This is a genomic window from Photorhabdus sp. RM96S (assembly GCF_042879335.1).
Classification (GTDB): Bacteria; Pseudomonadota; Gammaproteobacteria; order Enterobacterales; family Enterobacteriaceae; genus Photorhabdus; species Photorhabdus kayaii.
In genome coordinates this window covers 124,747-150,390 of the sequence record NZ_JBHFKT010000007.1, presented here as the reverse complement: position 1 = coordinate 150,390, position 25,644 = coordinate 124,747, and the positions used below count along the sequence as shown (strand labels likewise).

Annotated in this window: 11 protein-coding genes and 1 pseudogene; all 12 read left to right on the top strand. The window is 47.8% G+C overall.

The features are described 5' to 3' along the window. The first annotated feature begins 21 nt into the window (after positions 1-21). The 12 genes and pseudogenes from iscU to ACGF49_RS06490 all read left to right on the top strand — a co-directional run bounded on the left by iscU (position 22) and on the right by ACGF49_RS06490 (position 25,269). A complete protein-coding gene (gene iscU, locus ACGF49_RS06545) occupies positions 22-408 on the top strand; it encodes a Fe-S cluster assembly scaffold IscU (RefSeq protein ID WP_112876332.1) in 387 nt (128 codons plus the stop codon). Positions 409-510: 102 nt separating this feature from the next. Continuing rightward, complete coding sequence (gene iscA, locus ACGF49_RS06540; protein ID WP_113041710.1) at positions 511-834, top strand: iron-sulfur cluster assembly protein IscA; 324 nt, start codon at positions 511-513, stop codon at positions 832-834. Positions 835-871: 37 nt separating this feature from the next. Then, on the top strand, positions 872-1,393 hold the full coding sequence (gene hscB / locus ACGF49_RS06535) for a co-chaperone HscB (protein ID WP_113041711.1): 522 nt from the start codon (positions 872-874) through the stop codon (positions 1,391-1,393). 11 nt (positions 1,394-1,404) lie between these two features. Further along, entirely contained in the window at positions 1,405-3,255 is a 1,851-nt protein-coding gene (gene hscA, locus ACGF49_RS06530; RefSeq protein WP_387490209.1) for a Fe-S protein assembly chaperone HscA, read from the top strand. 2 nt (positions 3,256-3,257) lie between these two features. Continuing rightward, complete coding sequence (gene fdx / locus ACGF49_RS06525) at positions 3,258-3,593, top strand: ISC system 2Fe-2S type ferredoxin (RefSeq protein ID WP_036779209.1); 336 nt, start codon at positions 3,258-3,260, stop codon at positions 3,591-3,593. A 25-nt stretch (positions 3,594-3,618) separates the two neighbouring features. After that, positions 3,619-3,819, top strand: coding sequence for a Fe-S cluster assembly protein IscX (gene iscX / locus ACGF49_RS06520; RefSeq protein ID WP_113041713.1), 201 nt, complete (start codon positions 3,619-3,621; stop codon positions 3,817-3,819). Positions 3,820-3,907: 88 nt separating this feature from the next. Further along, on the top strand, positions 3,908-4,105 hold the full coding sequence (locus ACGF49_RS06515) for a hypothetical protein (RefSeq protein WP_146748067.1): 198 nt from the start codon (positions 3,908-3,910) through the stop codon (positions 4,103-4,105). Positions 4,106-4,125: 20 nt separating this feature from the next. Further along, positions 4,126-5,421 carry an aminopeptidase PepB gene (pepB, locus tag ACGF49_RS06510; RefSeq protein ID WP_113041714.1) on the top strand — a complete coding sequence of 432 codons (1,296 nt, stop codon included), beginning with the start codon at positions 4,126-4,128 and terminating at the stop codon, positions 5,419-5,421. 65 nt (positions 5,422-5,486) lie between these two features. Then, positions 5,487-5,879, top strand: a pseudogene (locus ACGF49_RS06505) (enhanced serine sensitivity protein SseB C-terminal domain-containing protein); the annotation flags it as partial. Between the two features lie 1,091 nt (positions 5,880-6,970). Beyond that, positions 6,971-8,413: a serralysin gene (gene prtA, locus ACGF49_RS06500; protein ID WP_113041717.1), complete on the top strand. Its 1,443-nt coding sequence runs from the start codon at positions 6,971-6,973 to the stop codon at positions 8,411-8,413. Between the two features lie 966 nt (positions 8,414-9,379). After that, positions 9,380-9,526, top strand: coding sequence for a hypothetical protein (locus ACGF49_RS06495; protein WP_158536515.1), 147 nt, complete (start codon positions 9,380-9,382; stop codon positions 9,524-9,526). A gap of 119 nt (positions 9,527-9,645) precedes the next feature. Continuing rightward, the gene (locus ACGF49_RS06490) at positions 9,646-25,269 is read left to right on the top strand and encodes an amino acid adenylation domain-containing protein (protein ID WP_387490202.1); all 15,624 of its coding nucleotides are present in this window, start codon (positions 9,646-9,648) and stop codon (positions 25,267-25,269) included. Positions 25,270-25,644: the final 375 nt, after the last annotated feature.

Sequence of the window (25,644 nt, the reverse complement as noted above, 5' to 3'; positions counted from 1 at the left end):
GAGGGTTTCAGGAGTAATAACATGGCTTACAGCGAAAAAGTAATTGATCACTATGAAAATCCACGTAACGTCGGTTCTTTCGATAGTGAAGATCCAATGGTTGGCAGCGGCATGGTCGGTGCCCCTGCGTGTGGTGATGTGATGAAACTGCAAATCAAAGTCAATAATGAAGGCATTATTGAAGATGCGCGTTTCAAAACTTACGGTTGCGGTTCTGCGATTGCTTCCAGCTCTTTAGTCACTGAATGGATGAAGGGCAAATCTCTGGAGCAGGCAGAAGCGATTAAAAATACTGAAATTGCAGATGAATTAGAACTGCCGCCAGTGAAAATCCACTGTTCTATTCTGGCAGAAGATGCGATTAAAGCAGCGATTGCGGATTACAAAAGTAAATGCCAGGGCAAATAATTGCCCTTGATAATAAGAAAATAGAAAAAAATTTGGTGGATACGGGCTGTTACATACCATCCGGTATCCGCCTTTGCTGGTTTTAATAAGTGAGGTTGTTGTATGTCAATTTCCCTTACAGAAAGTGCCGCACAACGCGTTTCGTCATTCCTGAGTCACCGTGGAAAAGGTGTTGGTTTGCGTCTGGGCGTCAGAACATCAGGCTGCTCAGGTATGGCCTATCTGCTTGAATTTGCCGATATGATTAACGAAGATGACACCGTGTTTGAAGATAAGGGTGTCAAAGTTATCATAGATGGCAAGAGCATGGTCTATCTCGACGGTACGGAACTGGATTTTGTTAAAGAGGGCCTTAATGAAGGCTTTAAATTCAACAACCCAAATGTTTCCAGCGAATGTGGTTGTGGAGAGAGTTTTAACGTTTAATTCCGTTTTTCGGCCAAATCCAGAGTAAGTTTAGATTATGGACTATTTCACTTTATTTGGGCTGCCGGCTCGTTATGCTGTTGATCGAGAACAACTGGCAAGCTGTTATCAAGAATTGCAGCGTCAGTTTCATCCGGATCGCTTTGCTAGTCAGCCAGAGCGTGAAAAAACGCTGGCATTGCAGCAGGCAGTGACTATCAATGACGGTTATCAAACACTTAAACATCCACTGAAACGCGCTGAATATATGCTCTCTCTGCATGGTTTTGATTTAGCCAATGAACAGCACACCATGAATGACAATGCTTTCCTGATGGAACAGCTTATGTTGCGGGAAGAATTGGAATGTATTGCCAGTGAAACCAATGCAGAAGTGGCATTGGCTGATTTTGCTACTCGCCTGAATGGGATGATTAAAACCCGTAATCAGCTAATGGTGCAGCAATTGGATGAACAGCAGTGGGAGCAAGCAGCCGATACGGTGCGTAAATTACGTTTTTTGGATAAATTGCAACAGCAGGTTGAGCAACTAGAAGAACGTTTATTGGACGACTTTTAAGGAAAGCGTATATGGCTTTATTACAAATTAGCGAGCCGGGTTTATCCGCTGCACCACATCAACGTCGTTTAGCTGTTGGTATTGATTTAGGCACGACACATTCATTAGTTGCCACTGTTCGCGGTGGGCAAGCGAAAACATTGACGGATAGTGAAGATCGTGACCTGCTTCCTTCGGTTGTTCGCTATCATGAAAAGGGCCTTGAAATTGGTTGGCAGGCCCGTCAACAGGCGGCGTGTGATCCTGCGAATACCATCAGCTCAGTAAAACGTATGATGGGACGCTCTCTGGCTGACATTCAGCAACGTTATCCAAATCTTCCTTATCAATTTCAAGCGAGTGAAAGCGGGTTGCCGTTAATCAACACCGCAACGGGTTTGGTCGATCCTATTCAGGTTTCTTCTGAAATTCTTAAATCGTTGGCGCAGCGTGCAGAAGAAACACTGGATGGTAAGCTTGACGGTGTTGTGATCACGGTTCCTGCCTACTTTGATGATGCACAGCGTCAGGGAACAAAAGATGCGGCGCGTTTAGCCGGATTGCACGTTCTGCGTTTGCTTAATGAACCGACTGCGGCTGCGATTGCTTATGGACTGGATTCTGGTCAAGAAGGTGTGATTGCGGTTTATGATTTAGGCGGCGGAACATTTGACATTTCTATTCTTCGGTTAAGCCGTGGTGTCTTTGAAGTGCTGGCAACCGGTGGTGACACCGCACTGGGTGGTGATGATTTCGATTTGATACTGGCTGACTGGATACGTGAACAGGCAGGGATTGATAATCGAGATGACCATAGTCTGCAACGTCAGCTACTGGATATGGCTACTCAGGTAAAAATCGCCTTGAGTGATGCTGATATTGCAGAGATAAACATTGCCGGTTGGCAGGGTAAAATCACCCGTTGCGAATTTGAAGCCCTGATAACCCCATTGATAAAACGGACTTTACTGGCAAGCCGCCGGGCATTGAAAGATGCAGAAGTCTCTGCGGATGAAGTTTTACAGGTGGTTATGGTGGGTGGTTCAACCCGTGTACCGCTGGTTCGTCATAGAGTTAGCGAATTTTTTGGCCGCGAACCGCTGACTTCCATTGATCCAGATAAAGTGGTGGCTGTGGGGGCTTCGATTCAGGCGGATATTCTGGTGGGTAACAAGCCAGATAGCGACATGTTGTTGTTGGATGTGATTCCTCTTTCACTTGGGTTGGAAACGATGGGGAGCTTGGTTGAAAAAGTTATCCCACGTAACACGACCATTCCGGTTGCTAAAGCGCAGGAATTCACCACCTTCAAAGACGGCCAGAGTGCAATGAGTATTCATGTAGTGCAAGGGGAAAGAGAATTGGTAAGTGATTGCCGTTCACTGGCCCGTTTTACCCTACGTGGTATTCCGCCATTACCGGCTGGTGGGGCCCATATCCGGGTCACTTTCCAGGTCGATGCTGATGGCTTGCTGAATGTCAGTGCGTTGGAGAAATCCACTGGCGTCGAAGCTTCTATTCAGGTGAAGCCTTCCTATGGCTTATCTGATGAAGAAATTGCTCGTATGATAAAAGATTCTATGGCAAATGCTCAGGAAGATATCAGTGCGCGCCAACTGGCAGAACAAAAAGTGGAAGCGGCACGGGTACTGGAAAGTGTCACCAGTGCGTTAGAAAAAGATGCTGATCTACTGAATGAACAAGAACAGGCGGCAATTGATGCGGCCGTAGAAACACTTATAAAAAGCGTTCAGGGCAATGATCCTGAAATTATTGAAAACGCAATTAAACAACTGGATAAGCAAACGCAGGAATTCGCTGCACGCCGGATGGATTCATCTATTCGTCGGGCGTTGGCGGGCCATTCTGTGGACGAGATTTAATTATGCCGAAAATTGTATTTTTACCTCATAACGATCTTTGCCCTGATGGCGCAGTTCTGGAAGCCAAAGAGGGGGAATCCATTCTGAATGTTGCATTGCGCAATGGGATTGAAATTGAGCATGCTTGTGAAAAATCCTGTGCTTGCACAACTTGCCATTGCATTGTTCGTGAAGGTTTCGATTCACTGGAAGAGAGCTCTGAACTGGAAGATGACATGCTGGATAAAGCTTGGGGGCTAGAGCCGGAAAGTCGTCTGAGTTGTCAAGCTAGAGTCTCTGATGAAGATTTAGTGGTAGAAATTCCCAAATACACCATTAACCATGCCCGTGAGCACTGAGCACTGATTGGCAGGAGAAAAATAAATGAGCCTGAAATGGTCCAATAGCCGTGAAATCGGTGAAGCGCTATATGACAAATTTCCTGAGGTAGATCCAAAAACGGTTCGCTTTACTGATATGCACCAGTGGGTTTGCGAGCTGGACGATTTTGATGATGTGCCTGAGAAATCCAATGAAAAGATTTTAGAAGCGATTCTGCTCGTTTGGTTGGATGAATTTGAATAACAAATAGCATTAATTTGTTATTTATCTGTCATCGTTTTAAGTTAGGCTGAACTTCTGAAAAACTGGCTTTGGCCGGTTTTTTTGTAGGATGAATATCGGGCAGGCGAAGAATTATGTAGGTAATACCCAATGGATTTCAAGATGGATCGCGACGGCAAGGGAGCGAATCCCCGGGAGCATAGGTAACTATGTGACCGGGGTGAGTGAGTGCAGCCAACAAAGAGGCAACTTGAAAGATAACGGGTATAGAAGCTTGAATAAGCTCCTTACTGCCATTAAGCGGTAATAATAAGAGGTGAGAAAAGAATGACCAAACAAATCATGCCAATAACACTGTCTTATGAACCAGCAGCAGCTTGCTGGGGTGAAAAAGCGCTGATTAGTTCCAGTGAGCAAGGGGTGATGATTCACCTGGTTGGTAAAGGTAAATTAGGGGCGGTTCAATGTGCCGGGCGTAAAATTGACGGGCAGGGAATTCGTCATGTGGCTCTGGTTGGCGAAGGTTGGGACTTGGAGAAAAGTTGGGCTTTCTGGCAAGGGTTCCGTGCGCCAAAAGGTAATCGCTCTATCGAATGGCCTCAATTGCCCGCGGCTGAAAAACAGGAGCTGGAAAGCAGAATTAAAATTATTGATTGGGTGCGTGACACCATCAATATGTCAGCGGAAGAGCTTGGGCCGGAACAATTGGCGAAGCGTGCGATTGATCTGATGTGTGGTATGGCTGGTGAGTCAGTCAGTTATCGCATCATTAAAGGCGAAGATTTACGTGAACAGGGTTATATGGGTATTCACACCGTTGGCCGTGGTTCTTCTCGTGATCCGATCTTATTGGCGTTGGATTACAACCCAACTGACAACCCACAAGCGCCGGTATTTGCCTGCCTGGTAGGTAAAGGCGTCACATTTGATACTGGCGGCTACAGCCTGAAACAATCTTCCTTTATGGATTCCATGAAATCGGATATGGGGGGAGCAGCCACTCTGACAGGTGCATTGGCACTGGCAATCAGTCGTGGCTTGAAACAACGGGTTAAACTGTTCCTCTGCATAGCGGATAACATGGTCAGTGGTAACGCCTTTAAACTGGGTGATATTATTCGTTACCGCAATGGCAAATCTGTTGAAGTGATGAATACGGATGCGGAAGGTCGTCTGGTGTTGGCTGATGGTTTAATTGATGCCAGCAGAGAAAAAGCGAAGTTAATCATTGATGCGGCAACCTTGACCGGAGCGGCGAAAACGGCTGTGGGTAATGACTACCACTCTGTACTCAGCTTTGATGACAAACTGGCGGCTGATCTGTTGACGGCGGCTGCATCTGAGAATGAACTATTCTGGCGTTTACCATTGGCTGAATTCCATCGTAGCCAACTGCCATCGAATTTTGCTGACTTGAACAACGTTGCTGGGTCATCGCATACTGCGGGTGCCAGTACTGCGGCGGCTTTCCTGTCTCATTTTGTGGAAGAATACCAAAAAGGTTGGATTCACATTGATTGCTCGGCAACTTATCGTAAATCTGCGGTAGAACATTGGTCCGCTGGTGCAACGGGTTATGGGGTTCGTTCGATTGCTAATTTGCTGTTGGCGAAGGCGAAATAAATTTATTTTATCTAAAAAACTGATTGGAGATTTTTATGGGTTCATTAAGTGAATTAGTTTCGGTTGAGATTGATGTTCCAAGTGGTAGTAAAATAACACTTAGCCAACCGGAAGAATATCCTTCGCAGCTCATTGAAGCTTTGGTCAGTTTATTTAGCCAACGTAAACCTGTTCGCCGTGCTTTTATCATACAAACTCATGATAAAAATGTGGATGAAAACCCCAATTTATTAATTGGACTGGAAATAAATGGCACCGCAGACGAAATTGAACAACTGATCCATGAAGCGGGCACTATTGCTTGTGAATACACATCGGAAGAAGAGCCGATTGACTTCTGTTTGGTTGATGAAAAAGAGCGTGGCATCAGCCATTATTTGATTCAGCATACGCAGCCATTTTACCAGCGTAAATTAGGCAGTTGGTTACGTGGAAGCATTCCGGTAATGAATAAGTGACTGTTTAGCGAGTGATAAATAGTTGTCGGTAGAATTGAAGTCTCCTATTTATTACCACAACCATTACTGATTCAAGTAAAAATTAGAGAGTCTGAGTCCAGTAAAATACAGGGCTCAGACCTTGATGATCGCGTGATTTAATTACTCTTATTAAATATTTTTTTGCAAAAAATAATTTTAATAATTACTTTATAAATTTTTCTTTTAACTCGAATGGATAAAATAAACTAAAAATCATAAAGATATAATTACAATCTAGTTTTATTTTTTATATATAATAAGACAATATTAAATCGGTAATTGCAAATAATAAACTAAAAATCAAAAGAATAATATGAAATAGAGATATTTTTTATAAAGAAAATGATAGTAAAATTCAATACCAAAGATAATAACGAAACAAATAAACTCAAATCCTGATAACCTGTAAATAACTCAGTGCCTCCATCATATATTAACTTCTTGTCTTTTAAATAAATCAAATTATTCTCAATTGACATTTCCATTTTTTACAATAAATATAATTTAATTCTCTCAGGGAAAAACTTTACATAATAGATAAAGTATTATCTGATAATACTTGTTTTCTTTGTTTTCGACTTGTTCCAATAGTTACTTAATAAAATTATTAATAAATGATTTTATAAAATTTTTGAAATTCACCACATAAATAGTTAAATAGATAATAATTTTAAAAGAAAATATTGTTAAAAATTAGCAATATTTTCTGTCTTAAATATCTATGTTATATAAAACAATTGTTTATTTGTTTTATGCTATTTTTATCACGTTTATATTAAAAAAATATGTTAATTATTTTTTACGTAATTAGCTTTAGTGTTACTTTTATGGGTAGGGATTTTTAATTGCGTGGCCGGGATAGCCCATTGTGTATAGGTTTTATTGACAGGTGTTTAATTAAATAGAAAGGTTTTATACCCTATGGATTTCAAGATGCATCGCGACGGCAAGGGAGCGAATCCTAGGGAGCATAGGTAATTATGTGACCGGGGTGAGCGAGTGCAGCCAACAAAGAGGCAACTTGAAGGATAACGGGTATATATCTAAGCTTTGAACTTATGGAGAAATATATGTCTGTAAAGAGGAAAGTTTCATATTTGGAAGAAGTTAGTGGTTCAGCAAAGGTAAACGAGGTATTGACCTGGCTACAGGCTTATATTCCAGGTAAAGATCCTAATATTGTCGTTAGGCATGAGCCCAGTAAAGATGCGGCGAAAGAATTAATCCGCAGTGATTACCGTTGGGGGCATCAGAGTGATGACAAATCTGAAACTTTCCAATTAACGTATAACTTCCTGGAGAGTGAACCAGATGATATGCCGTGGATTATTTCTGGATTTTCAGCATTTAATGAAGAACAGAAAGCTGCTGCAAAGCTGTCAATTCAATCTTGGGCTGATGTCGCGAATATTAAATTCACCGAAACCTATGATATCAAGGAAGCGAATATCACTTTTGGTTTCTTTGATTTTAGTTTAACAGATGATTATGCGTTTGCTGAGATGCCGAATTCAGGTTTTAAACAAGTAGGAACTTGGTATAACGCGGAAAGCCGTACTTTCTTAAAAAATGATATTGGCGTGAATGGTTATGGTCGCCATACATTTACTCATGAGATCGGCCATACACTGGGGTTGGATCATCCGGCTGATTATGATGCATCTGATAAGATAATTCCGACTTACAAGAAAAGCGCTACCTATTTTGAAGATAGTAGTGCTTATACCGTCATGGGTTATTTCAGTGAAAAAAATACCGGGCAAGATTTTAAAGGTATTTATTCCGCCGCGCCATTACTTAACGATATTTCTGCCATTCAGTCGGTGTATGGCGTGAATAATACTACCCGTACCGATGACACGGTATATGGTTTTAATTCCAACACAGATCGCGATTTCTTTACGGCAAAAGATGCCAATAGCAAACTCGTGTTCACTGCCTGGGATGCGGGTGGTAATGATACCTTTGATTTCTCTGGTTTTACTCAAGATCAACGTATTAACTTGAATGAAGCCTCTTTCTCGGATGTGGGTGGTCTGAAAGGAAACATCTCTGTCGCCCGTGGTGTCACGATTGAAAATGCGATGGGTGGCAGTGGTAATGACATTCTGATAGGGAATGATGCCAATAATACTCTGAAGGGTGGTGCAGGTGATGACATCATCTACGGTGGGCTGGGAGCAGATCATCTTTGGGGTGGGGAAGGCAAAGATACATTTGTCTACTTGAACGCCAAGGAGTCACCTTTCCTTGAGCGTGATTGGATTCATGACTTTGTTTCCGGTGAGGACAAGATTGATGTGTCATTGTTCGATCTGGATGAAGTAGGAAAAGGCACTATTAAGTTTGTCGAGGAATTCACTGGCGCTATTGGGGAAGCCGTGATCAGCTATGATAGCGTTAACAAGGTAAATGATTTCGTTATTAATATGGGGGGAGAATTATCTCAAGATGGTTTTGGGGTGAAGATCGTTGGAGAGCCGCTGACAGAGGCTGATTTCATCCTTTCATAACGCTTTCATAACACAAAAACACAACCGCATCTGACTGGATGCGGTTATTCGTTCAATGTGCACTTTCCTCTCTTCTGGTTGACGTCAAACCCTTTCAAGCTGGCAATATTCGTTTTACGAATAACCTGATTTTTGGGGAAACCATATCAATATGAGCTGATTTAACTAGTGGTTGGAGTTCCTAATTTACTATTTTTCTATTATACCCGTCATCTTTCAAGTTGCCTCTTTGTTGGCTGCACTCGCTCACCCCGGTCACATAGTTACCTATGCTCCCTAGGATTCACTCCCTTGCCGTCGCGATGCATCTTGAAATCCATAGGGTATATATAATAAGTCAAATACATTTGAATAAGTAATTAATGGTGTGATTTTTTTATTTTGGAACAATAAACAAATAATCTATTTTTAATTTAAAATTATTTATTGATGATATTGAGTGTAATTAATGTATACATTGTTCGTATTATTTCATTATGACAAAACAATATATGTGGAAGTTAGTTTTGGTTTGAAATTGTTTCATGTCGGTGTTAAATGTAATTAACGTTTACATTAGTTGTATAATTTGATTATTATAAAATAATATGTAATCAGACTAGTTGATAATTTTTATGTGTATAAATATACATTAATCAATGTAACCAAATGATAAATAATGTCTTTTTATGGTGAAATCTGTTTCCTATTGGAATGCGGATAGGTCCATTTTTCAAAGAATTATCAAAGTAAATTGGGTGTTAATTGGGGAACAGGAGGTTTAGTTTGTCTTGCTAATTACTTAATTATTTGTGAAATAATTTACATTGGATATTAATTCAAAATGGACAAAATACAGCAGGGATTTAGCATTCATGCCAGTGAATATATTCAATAAATCCATTTTTATTTAGTTGTGAAATTCAGTGTAGGCCAATAAAAAATTGCACAAAATCAAAGGCGCTTATTAAAAAAACAGGAACAAAAATGGAATATCTTTTGCCGGTTCACTTGGTGAATCGTTTATTCCGTTATCAGGAAAATAATTGTCGAAGAATTGCTAATTATACGGCTATTAACCGGGCTATTACCGCCGGCGTCCAAGAGAATGTGCTGTCTGAGGATTTTAATTGATGCTTGGTGTGTGCCCGTTTTTATTTCTTGGAGGGAAGAAATAATGGCAAAACATTTGTGATGACTGTTGAGAATGACAGTTTTCAAATAACTAACAGATTCGTTGAGGTAGTAAGTAGATGAAAGATAGCATGGCTAAAAAGGAAATTATCTTTGACGCTGGATTAGTGCAAGTACCGTCAGACAAGGTCGGTGACGACATATCTGCTCAGAAACTTAATTTGTTATCAGAGGCTGAACGTACACTGTTGTTGGAAACTTGGAATGCCACTGAAACCGTCTATCCTGACCAGTTAGGTATCCATCAATTGTTTGAACGACAAGTGGAGAAAACCCCGACCGCGACGGCGTTAATCGCAGGAGATAAGACCCTGAGTTATGCGGAATTGAATGCTTGTGCTAACCGACTGACTCATCAACTGATTAAACAGGGGATTTGCCAGAATGATCATGTGGCAATCCTGTTAGAGCGATCTATCGAATTGGTGGTAGCTCAATTGGCTATTCTCAAGGCGGGGGCGGTTTATGTTCCTATCGATACCGGCATGCCGGACGAGAGAAAAAATGGGTTGATAAACGATTGCTTAGCCAAATTGTTGCTCACCGACGCACAAGCGAATATCCCGACTAATCTGGATGTCCCGCTAATTCGTCTCTCTGATGAGACAGGCGCGAACAAGGCGGAAGAGAGTTTCAATCCTGACTTACTTTATTCCAGTACTGCGCCAGCGTATATCATGTACACCTCCGGCTCGACTGGCACCCCAAAAGGGGTGATCGTGCCTCACCGCGCTGTGGTCCGACTCGTTATTAATAATGGTTATGTTGAAATTGAACCCAATGATCGGGTTGCTTTCGCGGCTAACCCGGCTTTCGATGCCAGTACTTTTGAAGTGTGGGCACCTTTACTCAATGGCGGGGCATTGGTGGTTATCGACCACACCACTTTGTTGACGCCGCCGGAATTTGTACAGGCATTAGACCGTTATCAAATTAATCTCTTATGGTTAAGCGTCGGCCTGTTTAACCGGCTAGCGGCGGAATTGTCCCCAGTGTTGCCACAGTTGAAAAATCTGATTATCGGCGGCGATATTCTTGACTCCCATGTGATTTCCCAGGTTTTACGCAAGAACCCGCCTCAGCAGTTATTGAATGCCTATGGGCCGACCGAGGGCACCACCTTTACCACCACATACCGGATTGAAACGTTATCCCCAGGAACAACCAACATTCCTATTGGTCGACCCATTGCCAATACGCGGGTTTACTTACTGGATGAGCAGGGCCAGCCCGTGCCATTGGGGAGGATGGGCGAGATTTATGTTGGTGGCGACGGGGTGGCCTGTGGTTATCTCAATCGCCCTGAATTGACCACTGAACGCTTTTTGGTTGATCCATTTAGTGATGCACCGGATGCGCGAATGTACCGGACCGGCGATTTAGCTCGCTACCTGCCGGATGGCAATCTGGAATTTTTGGGCCGCAACGATCAGCAAGTGAAAATCCGCGGGTTTCGGATTGAACCGGGAGAAATTGAAGCCCGATTGGTGGAGTATTCCGCAGTACGTGAAGCGGTGGTATTAGCGTTAGGTGAGGGGCAGGACAAGCAGTTAGTTGCTTATGTGTTGGCAGAGTCGGATAACGAATTGCCTACCCACTTGCGTGAACACCTAAGTGCGCGGTTGCCTGATTATATGGTGCCGGTGGCCTTTGTGCGGTTGGATGAATTCCCGTTAACTCCTAATGGCAAACTGGATCGTCGGGCATTACCGGCACCGGGGGAAGACGCCTTTGCTCGTCAGGTTTACGCCGCACCGCAAGGGGAGCGGGAAATTGCATTGGCGACTATCTGGCGTGAGTTACTGGGTATTGAGCAGATAAGTCGGCATGACAGCTTCTTTGCCTTGGGCGGCCATTCACTGCTCGGCGTGCGCATGATTGAACAGCTACGCCATTTAGGGCTGACATTGGCTGCCCGCGACCTGTTTCAATTGCCAATACTGGCAGAGTTGGCCCAAACATTGGGGCAGCATCAGATTGTGACAGTGCCGCCGAATGTCATTACCCCGGCGACCATTGAATTGACGCCAGCGATGTTGCCGTTAATTGATTTGACTCAGCCTGATATTGATTACATCGTCGGGCAGGTACCGGGTGGAGTGGTCAATATTCAGGATATTTATGCGCTGTCACCGTTGCAGGACGGTATCTTGTTTCACCATCTACTGGCGAAAGAAGGTGATCCTTACTTGCTGGCCTATCCAATGATCTTTGCTGACCGTGGTTTGCTAGACCGCTATTTATTTGCGGTACAACAGGTGGTTGACCGTCATGATATTTTGCGTACCGCTTTTATCTGGCAAGGATTATCCGTTCCGGCGCAGGTGGTTTGGCGTCAGGCCCCATTGTCAGTCACTGAACTGACGCTGAACCCGGCTGACGGACCGGTTGGTGATCAACTGGCGCAACGTTTTGATCCGCGGCAATACCGTTTCGATTTAAGTCAGGCACCGTTGTTACGCTTTGTGATAGCACAGGAAGAAGATGGCCGCTGGTACGTACTGCAATTACAACATCACCTGATTGGCGACCATACCACGCTGGAAGTCATGAACCTCGAAGTTCGGGCCTATCTTGAGGGACAGGGCGATAACCTGCCGACACCGGTACCGTTCCGTAATCTGGTGGCTCAGGCTCGGCAAGGGGTTGACCAGACAGAACATCACCGATTCTTTACCGACATGTTGGCAGAAGTGGATGAACCGACGTTACCGTTTGGGCTGACCGAGGTACATCGTGATGGTTCTCAGGTCACACAAGCGCACCGGATGTTGTCTCCCATGCTGAATGATCGTTTACGTGCTCAGGCGAGACGTATAGGTGTCAGTCTGGCAACCCTGTGCCATCTGGCTTGGGCACAGGTGCTGTCGCGTACCAGCGGACAAGAGAAAGTGGTGTTCGGCACCGTGCTATTTGGGCGTATGGCCGCCGGGGAAGGGGCCGACAGCGGTATGGGGCTGTTTATCAATACATTACCATTGCGGCTGGATATCGATGATACCCCGGTACACAATAGCGTCAGGGTAGCGCATACCCGGTTAGCCGGATTACTGGATTATGAGCATGCTTCATTGGCGTTGGCTCAACGTTGCAGTGGGGTACAGGGCGGCACACCGCTTTTTAGTGCCCTGTTGAATTACCGGCATAATGAGCAACCGATGGTCCCGCATGAGATGGTGCCGGGTATTGAATTTCTCGGCGAACAGGAGCGGACCAACTACCCGTTTGTGCTGTCGGTGGAGGATGGTGGCGATACACTGGGGCTGACTGCTCAGGTAGTACAACCGTTTGATTCAGAACGAGTATGCGGTTACATGCAACAGGCGCTGGAAAGTCTGGCGGATGCCCTTGAACAGGCGCCGGAAACGCCGGTACGGGCGCTAAACGTTTTGCCTGCATCGGAACGCACGTTATTGCTGGAAAACTGGAACGCGACTGAAACACCGTATCCTGAGCAACTCTGTATTCATCAGTTGATTGAACATCAGGTGGAAAAAAAACCGGAAGCCACGGCGCTGGTGTATGAAAATCAAACGCTCAGCTATGGACAATTGAATATCAGCGCTAACCGGCTTGCTCATCAACTGATTGCCTTGGGCGTCGTGCCAGATCAACCAGTGGCGATTTGCATGGCAAGTTCACTGGCGCGGGTAATAGCGGTGCTGGCGGTGCTGAAAGCGGGCGGAGCCTATGTGCCGTTGGACCCGGCTTATCCGGGAGAACGACTGTCACATATCCTGACCGATGTAGCCCCGGCTAGGGGGTTGAAGGTAATGGAGGTGAGGACAATAGTGCTGGCGGATAGTACCGGGCGGGCTGCATTGGGTGAGCAAACGCTTGCGGGACTGACGGTACTAGACCCGAATATCTTACCTGACCAGCCGGACAACAATCCGCAGGTTTCTGCCTTAACTTCTCGCCATCTGGCCTACGTGATTTACACTTCTGGATCGACCGGGATACCCAAAGGGGTAATGATTGAGCATCGTGGGCTAGTCAATCTTATCCGGGATAAAATCACCCAATTCGACATTCGCCCTGTTAGCCGGATGTTACAGTTTGCTTCATTTGGCTTTGATGCCGGTGTCTGGGAAACCATGATGGCATTAGGCAGTGGAGCCTGTCTGGTTATTCCGGCCGAAACTGTTCGTCAAGATCCGAGTCGCCTCTGGCATTACCTGGAAGAACAATCGGTGACGCACGCCTGCTTGACCCCGGCTTTGTTACGAGAAGGGTCCGATTTGCCAACGATAGCAATAAAACCGACATTAATATTGGGCGGTGAAGCGCCCAGTCCCGTGCTACTACGAGCGTTAAGTCATCAAGCAATCCTATTTAATGCCTATGGCCCGACAGAAATTACCGTCTGTGCCACCAGTTGGCGTTGTCCATCACACTATACTGATGTGTTGGTTCCCATTGGGCGCCCGACAGCGAATACACGTATTTATCTACTGGATAACCGCGGCCAGCCAGTTCCATTGGGCGCAGTGGGGGAACTCTATATTGGTGGGGATGGTGTCGCTCGTGGCTATTTCAATCAGCCAGATCTGACTGACGAACGTTTTCTAGCTGATCCATTTAGTGATGCTGCCGATGCCAGGATGTACCGGACCGGGGATTTGGTGCGCTACTTACCGGACGGCAATCTGGTGTTTGTTGGCCGTAACGACCAGCAGATTAAAATCCGTGGTTTCCGCATTGAGCCGGGAGAAATTGAAGCTCGGTTGGCAGAACACCCTATGGTGCGTGAAGCGCGGGTCGTGGCCTTGGGAGATGGGCAGGATAAACGTTTAGTTGCCTATGTTGTAGCCGATGCGGATAGTGGACTGGCGGCCAGTTTGCACACTCATTTGAGCGCTATATTGCCTGATTATATGGTGCCGGCGGCCTTTGTGCGTTTGGCGGCCTTCCCGCTGACGCCAAACGGTAAATTGGATCATCAGGCATTACCGGCACCGGGAGAAGATGCCTTCGCCCGCCAGATTTATGTCGCGCCACAAGGGGAAATGGAAATCGCAGTAGCGGCTATCTGGTGCGAATTATTGGGCGTTGAGCAGATAGGCCGACACGATAATTTCTTTGCCTTGGGCGGACATTCCCTGTTGGCAGTGCGGATGATGAACCGGATAGCCGCTTTCAGTGTTGACCTGCCGTTGGCCGCGTTGTTTATGTCTCCGTCATTGGCGACATTTACCGGGAAGATTTGCGCACAACGTAATACGGGCAGTGATAAATTGCCTGAAATTAGGCCAATATCCCGTGATAGTATTTTGCCGTTATCGTTTGGTCAGCAGCGTATGTGGTTTCTGGCGCAATTTGAGGGGGTTAGTGATACCTACCATATTCCGACAGCCCTGCGTTTACGTGGACGGCTAAATCTTTCTGCTTGGCAGCAGGCCCTGAATCGACTGTTTGCTCGCCACGAGGCGCTCCGTTCTGTTTTTATCACCGTTGATGGTCAGCCTCAGGTTGAACTGTTACCTGCGGAATTTGGTCTACCGGTGAAAAAATACGATTTGCGTAAAGCATCTAACGTGAACGAACAATTTAAGCGCTTGTGTGTACAGGAAGCTGAAACGCCGTTTTATCTTGCTCGTGGCCCCCTAATTCGTTGCGCACTGATCCAACTGGCCGATGAAGAGCATATATTCTTACTGACTCAGCATCATATTATCTCCGATGCTTGGTCTTTAAAGATACTTGAATCAGAACTGGCTGCACTTTACGCTGCTTGTCTAAATCAACAGCCTGATCCGTTGCCGCGATTGACCATTCAATATCCTGATTATGCGGCCTGGCAGCGGCAGGTATTTTCTGGTGAAGGAGTACAGGCACAGCGTGATTACTGGCGTCGGACGTTGGCAGATGCACCGGTATTGCTTGAGTTGCCGATAGACAAACCTCGACCCTCCCAGCAATCATTTACCGGAGGTCGGGTCGCGGTGCACATTGATGCCACGTTGGTACAGGCGCTAAAACATCTGGGACAACAGCACGGTACCACACTGTTTATGACAGTGTTGACCGCTTGGGCTGTGTTGCTGTCGCGTTTGTCCGGGCAGGATGATGTCGTTATTGGTATACCGAGCGCTAACCGTAATCGGCGGGAAATTGAACCGCTGATTGGTTTCTTTGTTAACACATTGGCGTTGCGTATCGATTTATCCGATATGCCGGATGTGGTCACTCTACTGCGGCGTGTACGGCAGACGACACTAGAAGCGCAGGATCATCAGGACCTGCCTTTCGAGCAGGTGGTAGAAATTGTTCAACCGCCACGCAGACCGGAGCATACGCCACTGTTCCAGGTAATGTTTGCCTGGCAGGAGAATGAAACAGAGGAATGGCAATTACCGGAATTGGCGGTAACGTCATTCGAGCTAGGATACGATATAGCGAAATTCGATCTGCAACTGGAATTAACGGAAAAGGCAGGCGAAATTGTTGGAGAACTGAACTACTCTTCGGCCCTGTTCGACCATGAAACCATCGAAAGACAGGTTGGTTATTTGCAGGCCATATTGCGGGTAATGGTGAACCAATCTCAGCAACCTGTCACGGCTATCGATATTTTGTCATCCGCTGAACGGCAGTTATTGCTGGAGAATTGGAATGCGACCGAAGAACCATACCCTACTCAGGTGTGTGTTCATCAGTTGTTTGAACAACAGGCAGAGAAGACCCCGGATGCCATAGCGGTGGTGTATGAAAATCAGACGCTTAGCTATGCAGAACTGAATGCCCGCGCCAACCGGCTAGCCCACCAGCTTATCGCCTTAGGCGTAACGCCGGATCAGCGGGTAGCGATTTGTGTGACACGCTCACTCGCGAGGGTCATCGGGTTGTTGGCGGTGATGAAAGCGGGCGGGGCCTATGTGCCGTTAGATCCAGCCTATCCCGGTGAACGTCTGGCTTATATGCTCACTGATGCGACACCGGTTATTTTACTGGCGGATAATGTTGGGCAGGCCGCGCTAGGTGAGGACGTTTTGGCGACGTTGATTGTGCTCGATCCGAATACCTTGCTGGAGCAGCCAGACCATAATCCGCAAGTCTCTGGACTGACCCCACAGCATCTGGCCTATGTGATTTACACTTCCGGCTCAACGGGCAGACCAAAAGGTGTGATGATTGAACATCGTAGCGTGGTTAATTTGACGCTGACACAAATTACTCAGTTTGATGTTTGTGCCACCAGCCGAATGTTGCAGTTTGCTTCATTTGGGTTCGATGCCAGTGTCTGGGAAATCATGATGGCGCTGAGCTGTGGGGCCATGCTGGTTATTCCTACAGAAACCGTGCGGCGAGATCCACAGCGCCTTTGGCGTTACCTGGAAGAACAGGCAGTGACCCATGCCTGTTTGACGCCGGCTATGTTTCATGATGGAGCCGATTTACCGGCGATAGCGATCAAGCCAACATTAATATTTGCAGGAGAAGCACCGAGTACTGCGTTATTTCAGGCACTGTGCAGCCGGGCCGATTTGTTTAACGCTTATGGGCCGACGGAAATTACCGTGTGTGCGACCACCTGGAATTGCCCGTCAAATTATACCGGGGGATTAATCCCCATCGGCAGCCCGACCGCCAACAAACGCCTTTATCTGCTGGATGAACACGGCCAGCCAGTCCCATTGGGCACCGTGGGGGAATTGTATATTGGTGGCGTTGGGGTAGCGCGTGGCTATCTCAATCGCCCTGAATTGACGGCTGAACGTTTCCTGCATGATCCGTTTAGAGATGAAGCGGATGCCCGAATGTACCGTACCGGGGATTTGGCCCGCTACTTGCCGGACGGCAATCTGGTATTTGTTGGTCGTAATGACCAACAGGTTAAAATCCGTGGTTTCCGCATTGAGCCGGGAGAAATTGAGGAACGATTGATTGAACACTCTGAGGTAAGTGAAGCGCTGGTATTGGTGTTGGGTGACGGGCAGGATAAACGACTGGTGGCTTATGTGGTGGCGCCAGCGGATGACGGACTGGCGGCCAGATTGCGTGAGCACCTGAGTGATATTTTGCCTGACTATATGATACCGGCGGCTTTTGTGCGTTTGGATGCCTTTCCGCTGACCCCTAACGGTAAGCTGGATCGCCGGTCGCTGCCAGCACCGGGGGAGAACGCCTTTGCTCGCCAAGCTTACCAAGCGCCACAAGGGGAAATGGAGATAGCATTAGCCACTATCTGGCGCGAATTGCTGAATGTTGAACAGGTTGGCCGACATGACAGTTTCTTTGCCTTGGGCGGTCACTCGCTGTTGGCAGTCAGGATGATTGAGCGTTTACGGCGTATAGGATTGGGCCTGTCGGTGCAAACACTATTCCAGCATCCGACATTAAGTGTATTGGCCCAATCTTTGGTGCCGCATCGTGAAATTAGCGTGCCTGATAACGGTATTACCGCGGATACGACTGTGCTGACGCCAGCCATGTTGCCGCTGATTGATCTGACTCAAGCTGAAATTGATCGTATTGTTGAGCAAGTACCGGGTGGAATTGCCAATATTCAGGATATCTATGCGCTGTCACCGTTACAGGATGGCATTTTATTCCACCATCTATTGGCAAATGAGGGTGATCCCTATCTACTGATTACTCAACAGGCTTTTGCTGATCGACCCTTACTTGACCGCTATCTGGCTGCGGTTCAACAGGTGGTTGACCGCCATGATATCTTGCGTACCGCCTTTATCTGGGAAGGGTTGTCTGTGCCGGCTCAGGTAATTTGCCGTCAGGCGCCTTTGTCCGTAACGGAATTGACGCTCGACCCGGCTGATGGGCCGATCAGTAACCAACTGGCTCAACGTTTTGACCCGCGCCGGCATCGAATTGACCTGAATCAGGCGCCGTTATTACGTTTTGTTGTGGCGCCGGAGAGCGATGGTCGTTGGATTGTGTTGCAATTGCTGCATCACCTCATTGGCGACCATACCACGTTGGAGGTGATGAACAGCGAAGTGCAAGCTTTTCTCTCTGGGCGAATAGACACCGGGCGAATAGACAGCTTGCCTACGCCGGTCCCATTCCGCAATCTAGTGGCGCAGGCTCGTTTGGGTGTCAGCCAGACAGAGCATACCCGTTTCTTTACCGACATGCTGGCTGAGGTGGATGAGCCGACACTGCCATTTGGGTTGGCGGAAGCACATCATGATGGTTCACAAGTGACGGAATCTCACCGGATGCTGACAGCAGGACTGAACAAGCGCTTACGTGGTCAGGCGCGGCGGTTAGGCGTCAGTGTAGCGGCGCTATGTCATCTGGCTTGGGCACAGGTGCTATCGCGTACCAGTGGGCAAACGCAAGTGGTGTTCGGTACGGTGCTGTTTGGACGTATGCAAGCGAGAGAAGGATCTGATAGTGGCATGGGGCTATTTATTAACACCTTGCCGTTGCGATTGGATATCGATAATACCCCGGTGCGGGACAGTGTACGCGCCGCACATAGCCGACTGGCGGGATTGTTGGAACATGAGCACGCTTCACTGGCGCTGGCGCAACGTTGCAGTGGCGTAGACAGTGGAACGCCACTTTTTAATGCGCTGTTGAACTACCGACATAATACCCAGCCGGTCACACCAGATGAAATTGTGAGTGGCATCGAATTCCTTGGCGCACAGGAGCGGACCAACTATCCATTTGTGTTGTCGGTAGAGGATGGTGGCTCTGATCTAGGGCTGACGGCTCAAGTGGTGCAACCATTCGATCCAGAACGGATATGTGACTATATGCAACAGACGTTGACAAGTCTGGTGCAGGCGCTTGAGCAGGCGTCCGATATGCCGGTACAGCAGTTAGAAATTCTGCCGACAACTGAACGCACATTATTGTTAAAAACCTGGAACACCACTGAAACGGCGTACCCTGAGCGGTTGTGCATTCATCAACTGTTTGAACAGCAAGTGGAGAAGACCCCGGATGCCACGGCGCTGATACATGAAAACCAATCCCTTAGTTATGTGGAATTGAATGCTGATGCTAACCGATTGGCTCACCAACTTATTGCGCTGGGTGTCGCGCCGGATCAGCGGGTGGCGATTTGCGTAGCAAGTTCACCGGCGCGGATAGTGGCGCTGTTGGCGGTGTTGAAAGCGGGAGGCGCTTACGTGCCATTGGACCCGGCCTATCCGGGTGAACGTCTGGCCCATATTTTGACTGATGCTGAACCGATTATTTTATTGGCAGATAGTGTTGGACGTTCAGCTTTAGGTGAGCAAATGCTTGTGGGGCAGACAGTGATTGATCCGCATTTATTGCCTGATCAATCGGATAACAACCCACAACTATCTACATTGACCTCCCGTCATCTGGCTTATGTGATTTACACCTCTGGTTCGACCGGCACGCCAAAAGGGGTGATGGTGGAGCATCGTGGGTTAGTCAACCTTATTCAGGATAAAATCGCTCGATTTGACATTTTCCCCGCTAGCCGGATGTTGCAGTTTGCTTCATTTGGTTTTGATGCGGGTGTCTGGGAAATGATGATGGCGCTATGCGGTGGTGCCGCTCTGGTTATTCCTGATGAGTCTGTTCGCCAGGACCCACACCGCCTTTGGCATTATCTGCAAGAGCAGTCAGTGACGCACGCTTGTTTGACTCCGGCTTTGCTGCGGGATGGGGCTGATTTGCCGGTGATAACGGTAAAACCTACCTTGATATTGGGCGGTGAAGCGCCCAGCGTGGCGTTGCTTAAAGCGTTGCGCAACAAGGCTACGGTATTCAATGCTTATGGTCCAACGGAAATCACCGTTTGTGCAACCAGTTGGCGTTGCCCACTAAACTATACCAATGTGTTAATTCCCATCGGGCGCCCAACAGCCAACACCCGTCTCTATCTGCTAGATGCCCTCGGTCAGCCCGTGCCGCTAGGGGCAGTGGGTGAACTCTATATTGGTGGCATCGGTGTGGCGCGTGGCTATCTCAATCGTCCTGAACTGACCGACGAACGTTTCCTTGCAGACCCATTTAGTCATATTGCTGATGCCCGGATGTATCGAACTGGGGACTTAGTTCGCTATCTGCCGGATGGCAATCTGGTGTTTGTTGGTCGTAACGACCAGCAGATTAAAATCCGCGGTTTCCGCATTGAACCGGGAGAAATCGAAGCCCGGCTGACAGAATACTCCGGGGTGCGTGAAGCGCTGGTACTGGCCTTAGGCGATGGGCCGGATAAACGGCTGGTGGCTTATGTGGCGGCGGAAGCAGATGACGGGTTGGTTAACCGTCTGCGTGAACATCTGAGTGGGTTGTTACCTGATTACATGGTACCGGCGGCCTTTGTGCGGTTGGATGCTTTTCCGTTGACGCCTAACGGCAAGCTGGATCGCCGGGCGTTACCCGCACCGGGGGAAGATGCTTTTGCCCACCAGATTTACGCTGCGCCGCAAGGAGAAACCGAAACCGCATTGGCTGCTATCTGGCGTGAATTACTGGGCGTTGAACAGATTAGCCGGTACGACAGCTTCTTTGCCTTGGGGGGCCATTCGTTGCTTGCGGTACGGATGGTTGAACGTTTGCGTAATTTGGGTTTAACGCTGGCAGTACGTGATCTGTTCCAATCCCCGATACTGTCTGAACTGGCGCAAACATTGAGGCTGAATCAGACCGAAAAAGTGCCGGCCAACATGATTACACCGGCCACCACGGTGTTAACGCCAGAAATGTTACCGCTGATTGATCTCACTCAGTCTGAAATTGATCACATCGTCGAACAGGTACCGGGCGGGATAGCCAATATTCAGGATATCTATGCGTTGTCGCCGTTACAGGACGGTATCCTGTTCCACCATTTGCTGGCAAACGAAGGCGATCCCTATCTGTTGGCAGGTCAAATGGCTTTTGCTGACCGGCCTCTGCTGGATCGTTATCTGGCGGCGGTTCAGCAGGTGATTAACCGTCATGACATCCTACGGACCGCCTTTATCTGGCAAGGAATATCCGTTCCGGCGCAGGTCGTTTGCCGTCAGGTGTCGTTGTCGGTGATGGAATTGCCATTAGATCCGGCTGACGGACCGATCAGCGAACAATTAGCACAACGGTTTAACCCACGTCAATATCGTCTCGATTTGGGGCAGGCGCCGCTGTTGCGCTTTGTGGTGGCACAGGAGAGTGATGGTCGTTGGATTGTTTTGCAACTGATGCATCATTTGATTGGCGACCATACCGCGCTGGATGTGATGAGCCACGAAGTTCAGGCGTACCTTGACGGGCAGGACGGCAACCTGCCAGCCCCAGCGCCATTCCGTAATCTGGTGGCGCAGTCCCGATTAGGGATAAGTCAGGAAGAACATACCCGTTTCTTTACCGAGATGTTGGCTGAGGTTGATGAACCGACGTTACCGTTTGGGCTGGCGGAAGTTCGCCATGATGGCTCGCAGATGACCGAATCGCACCGGATGTTGACCCCTGAGTTAAATAACCGTTTACGTGGTCAGGCTCGGCGATTGGGGGTGAGCTTGGCTGCCCTATGTCATCTGGCCTGGGCACAGGTGTTATCACGTACCAGCGGACAGCAGCAGGTAGTATTTGGCACCGTCTTATTTGGGCGCATGGCGGCGGGTGAAGGGGCTGAAAATGGCATGGGGCTGTTTATCAATACCTTGCCGCTACGGTTGGATATGGATGATACCTCGGTACGAGACAGCGTACAGGTAGCACATCACCGGCTGGCGGGATTATTGGAACACGAATATGCCTCGTTGGCACTGGCTCAACGTTGTAGCGGGGTGCAGGGAGGAACGCCTCTATTTAGTACCTTGCTGAACTACCGACACAATATAGCTTCGGTGGAATCGAATGAGATCATGAGCGGTGTTGAATTTCTCGGTGCACAGGAGCGGACTAACTATCCGTTTACGCTGTCAGTAGAAGATTTTGGTGATGCACTGGGGCTGACAGCGCAAATCGTCCAGCCGTTTGATGCCGAGCGGGTGTGTGGCTATATGCAACAGGCGTTGGAAAGTCTGGTGGGTGCACTGGAGCACGCCTCGGAAACCCCGGTTCAGCGGTTGGAAATTTTATCGGCAGTAGAAAGGAAACGGCTACTGAAAGTCGGCAATGGCCCGCAAACGACATATTCCAACTCGTTGTGTATTCATCATCTGTTTGAACAGCAAGTGGCGAAAAATCCTGAGGCAACGGCACTGGTCTATGAAGAGCAGACTCTTAGCTATGCAGAATTGAATGCATATGCTAACCGACTGGCTCATCAGTTAATTGAACTCGGAGTGGAACCCGATCAACGGGTGGCGATTTGTGTCACGCGTTCACCGTCAAGAGTGGTGGCGCTACTGGCGGTACTCAAAGCGGGTGGGGCTTATGTTCCCTTAGATCCAGCCTACCCGGGTGACCGGCTAGCTTATATGCTCACGGATGCGACACCGTCGGTGGTACTGGCAGATAATGTGGGCCGTACTGCGCTAGGTGAACAGGCGCTGACGGCGTTAACGGTACTTGATCCGAATGTTCTGCCTGATCAGCCGGATAATAATCCGCACGTCCCGGCGCTAACCTCACGACATCTGGCGTATGTGATTTACACTTCTGGTTCCACCGGTACACCAAAAGGGGTGATGGTCGAACATCATGGCTTGGTCAATTTAATTTGGGAGAAAATCACCCAATTTGACATTTGCTCGGATAGCCGGATGTTACAGTTTGCTTCATTTGGTTTCGATGCCAGTGTCTGGGAAATCATGGTGGCACTGTGTGGGGGAGCTACCCTAGACATTCCGGTTGATAGCGTTCGTCAAGACCCGCTGCGCCTGTGGCGTTATCTGGAAGAACGGCGGGTAACACACGCCTGTTTGACCCCGGCTCTGTTACGGGATGGGGCCGATTTACCGGCGATAACGATAAAGCCCACCTTGATACTGGGCGGAGAAGCACCCAGTGCGGCGTTGTTGCAAGCATTACGTGGTCGGGCAACGTTGTTTAATGCTTATGGCCCGACAGAAATCACCGTCTGTGCAACCTGCTGGCGTTGCCCGCCAGACTATACTGATATGCTGATCCCGATTGGGCGTCCGACAGCGAATACCTCTATTTATCTCTTGGATAATCACGGCCAGCCAGTGCCATTTGGGGCAGTGGGGGAATTGTACATTGGTGGTGCCGGTGTCGCGCGTGGCTATCTCAACCGCTCTGATTTGACGACTGAACGTTTCCTGACAGATCCGTTCAGCGATCAACCGGATGCTCGTATGTACCGAACCGGGGATTTAGCCCGCTATCTGCCAGATGGTAATCTGGTCTTTGTTGGTCGTAATGATCAACAGATTAAAATCCGGGGTTTCCGCATTGAACCGGGTGAAATCGAAGCGCGGTTGATGGAGTACCCTGATGTGCGTGAGGCGATTGTATTGGCACTGGGAGATGGTCAGGATAAACGTCTGGTGGCTTATGTCGCAGCTGAGGCGGATGATGGACTGGCTAGCCAATTACATCGTCATTTAAGAGCTTTATTGCCTGACTATATGGTGCCGTCAGCCTTTGTGCGTCTGGACGCCTTTCTGTTGACTCCGAACGGCAAGTTGGATCACCGGGCATTACCGGTGCCTGATCAGAACGCGTTTGCCCGTCAGATCTATGAAGCGCCGCAAGGCGAAGCAGAGATCGCCTTGGCGGCTGTCTGGCGTGAATTACTGGGGGTTGAGCGAATTGGCCGGCATGACAACTTCTTTACCTTGGGTGGACACTCGCTGCTTGCTATGCGGATGATCAATCTGGCCGCAGAACGAGGGTTGATTTGCTCATTAAATAATCTGTTCCAATTCCCGGTGCTAGCGGAATTGGTGTCAGAGATCACCTCAGATCCGCTGTCTCAATTGCAAAACAGCGCCATACCGGTGCGACCGGATGGAACCGAACCGCCGCTCTTCTTCGTGCCGAGTGGCATGGATGACTATTCCTATGTTTTTGGGCTGGCTCAGCATATTCAGGCGGATTACCCGATTTATGCGCTACCTTGGCCGTCTATCAATGAGGAACAGGCATCGACCATTGAAGCTCTGGCGACCAGAATGATCACCTTTATGAAGGCAGTGCAACCAGAAGGCCCGTATCGGATATACGGCTACTCTTCTGGCGGTATACTGGCTTATGCCATTGCTCAGCAACTGTTGTATGCCGGAGAGACCGTTAATTTCTTGGGGCTCATTGATACACCTGCTCCGCACTGTTTCAAGACACGAGTTGATCAACCTAAACTTCAGTTCCTTGCTGAATTGGCAAGGCAGTCAGTGGATGAGCATCCTCAAGAGATTGCCGCATTGCATCAGAAAATGGACGAACTGAATTTAGTGCAATTTATTGCAGCAGCGCAGAAGTTGGAATTATACCCATCAAATCTGCGCCCTGACTTAATTGCCAAACGTTGGGTACAGATGGGAAATTATGTCCAGATGGTTAAGGAGTATGAGCCGAAAGCGCTGGCGATAACGCTACATCAATTCTATGCAATGGAATCTTATCCACAGATTCCATTTGTTACCGATGTTGCGCTACAGTCCGTAACGATGGAACCGTCGTTAGGTTGGGAACAGATAATTCCTGACTCTTCGTTACAGTTAACCTCGGTTCCGGGGGATCATTTTAGTCTGATGGAAGATAGTGAAAATAAAACTATTTTGGCTAAGACCTTAAGCAGGGCGTTGGCAATGAATTGTGAGGCGGAGGCGCTGTAATGCCAGTGATATTGTGGGATGAAAGGCTGTACTTAAATAAAAATAGTTAAAAATCAATTTGTCCGGTGAGCGGTTTTTATAATAGCCGGACAATCTTGCTGAATATATACCCGTCATCTTTCAAGTTGCCTCTTTGTTGGCTGCACTCGCTCACCCCGGTCACATAGTTTGCTATGCTCCCGGGGATTCACGTCCTTGCCGTCGCGATGCATCTTGAAATCCATTGGGTATAAATGAGGAAATAGCGTAATCGTTAACTGTTTTTGTTAACAGAATAGCTGTCAGAATAAATATCACCACAGATATTCCGATTAAAACATTTGGCTATATGGGTGAGAGCCATGATTATACTTTTCTCAGTGAAGAGGGAATGTT

What these genes read in the sequence shown, in the direction of transcription:
- iscU (WP_112876332.1), top strand. Translation starts at nt 22, where the DNA reads ATGGCTTACAGCGAAAAAGTAATTGATCACTATGAAAATCCACGTAAC.
- iscA (WP_113041710.1), top strand. Translation starts at nt 511, where the DNA reads ATGTCAATTTCCCTTACAGAAAGTGCCGCACAACGCGTTTCGTCATTC.
- hscB (WP_113041711.1), top strand. Translation starts at nt 872, where the DNA reads ATGGACTATTTCACTTTATTTGGGCTGCCGGCTCGTTATGCTGTTGAT.
- hscA (WP_387490209.1), top strand. Translation starts at nt 1,405, where the DNA reads ATGGCTTTATTACAAATTAGCGAGCCGGGTTTATCCGCTGCACCACAT.
- fdx (WP_036779209.1), top strand. Translation starts at nt 3,258, where the DNA reads ATGCCGAAAATTGTATTTTTACCTCATAACGATCTTTGCCCTGATGGC.
- iscX (WP_113041713.1), top strand. Translation starts at nt 3,619, where the DNA reads ATGAGCCTGAAATGGTCCAATAGCCGTGAAATCGGTGAAGCGCTATAT.
- ACGF49_RS06515 (WP_146748067.1), top strand. Translation starts at nt 3,908, where the DNA reads ATGAATATCGGGCAGGCGAAGAATTATGTAGGTAATACCCAATGGATT.
- pepB (WP_113041714.1), top strand. Translation starts at nt 4,126, where the DNA reads ATGACCAAACAAATCATGCCAATAACACTGTCTTATGAACCAGCAGCA.
- prtA (WP_113041717.1), top strand. Translation starts at nt 6,971, where the DNA reads ATGTCTGTAAAGAGGAAAGTTTCATATTTGGAAGAAGTTAGTGGTTCA.
- ACGF49_RS06495 (WP_158536515.1), top strand. Translation starts at nt 9,380, where the DNA reads ATGGAATATCTTTTGCCGGTTCACTTGGTGAATCGTTTATTCCGTTAT.
- ACGF49_RS06490 (WP_387490202.1), top strand. Translation starts at nt 9,646, where the DNA reads ATGAAAGATAGCATGGCTAAAAAGGAAATTATCTTTGACGCTGGATTA.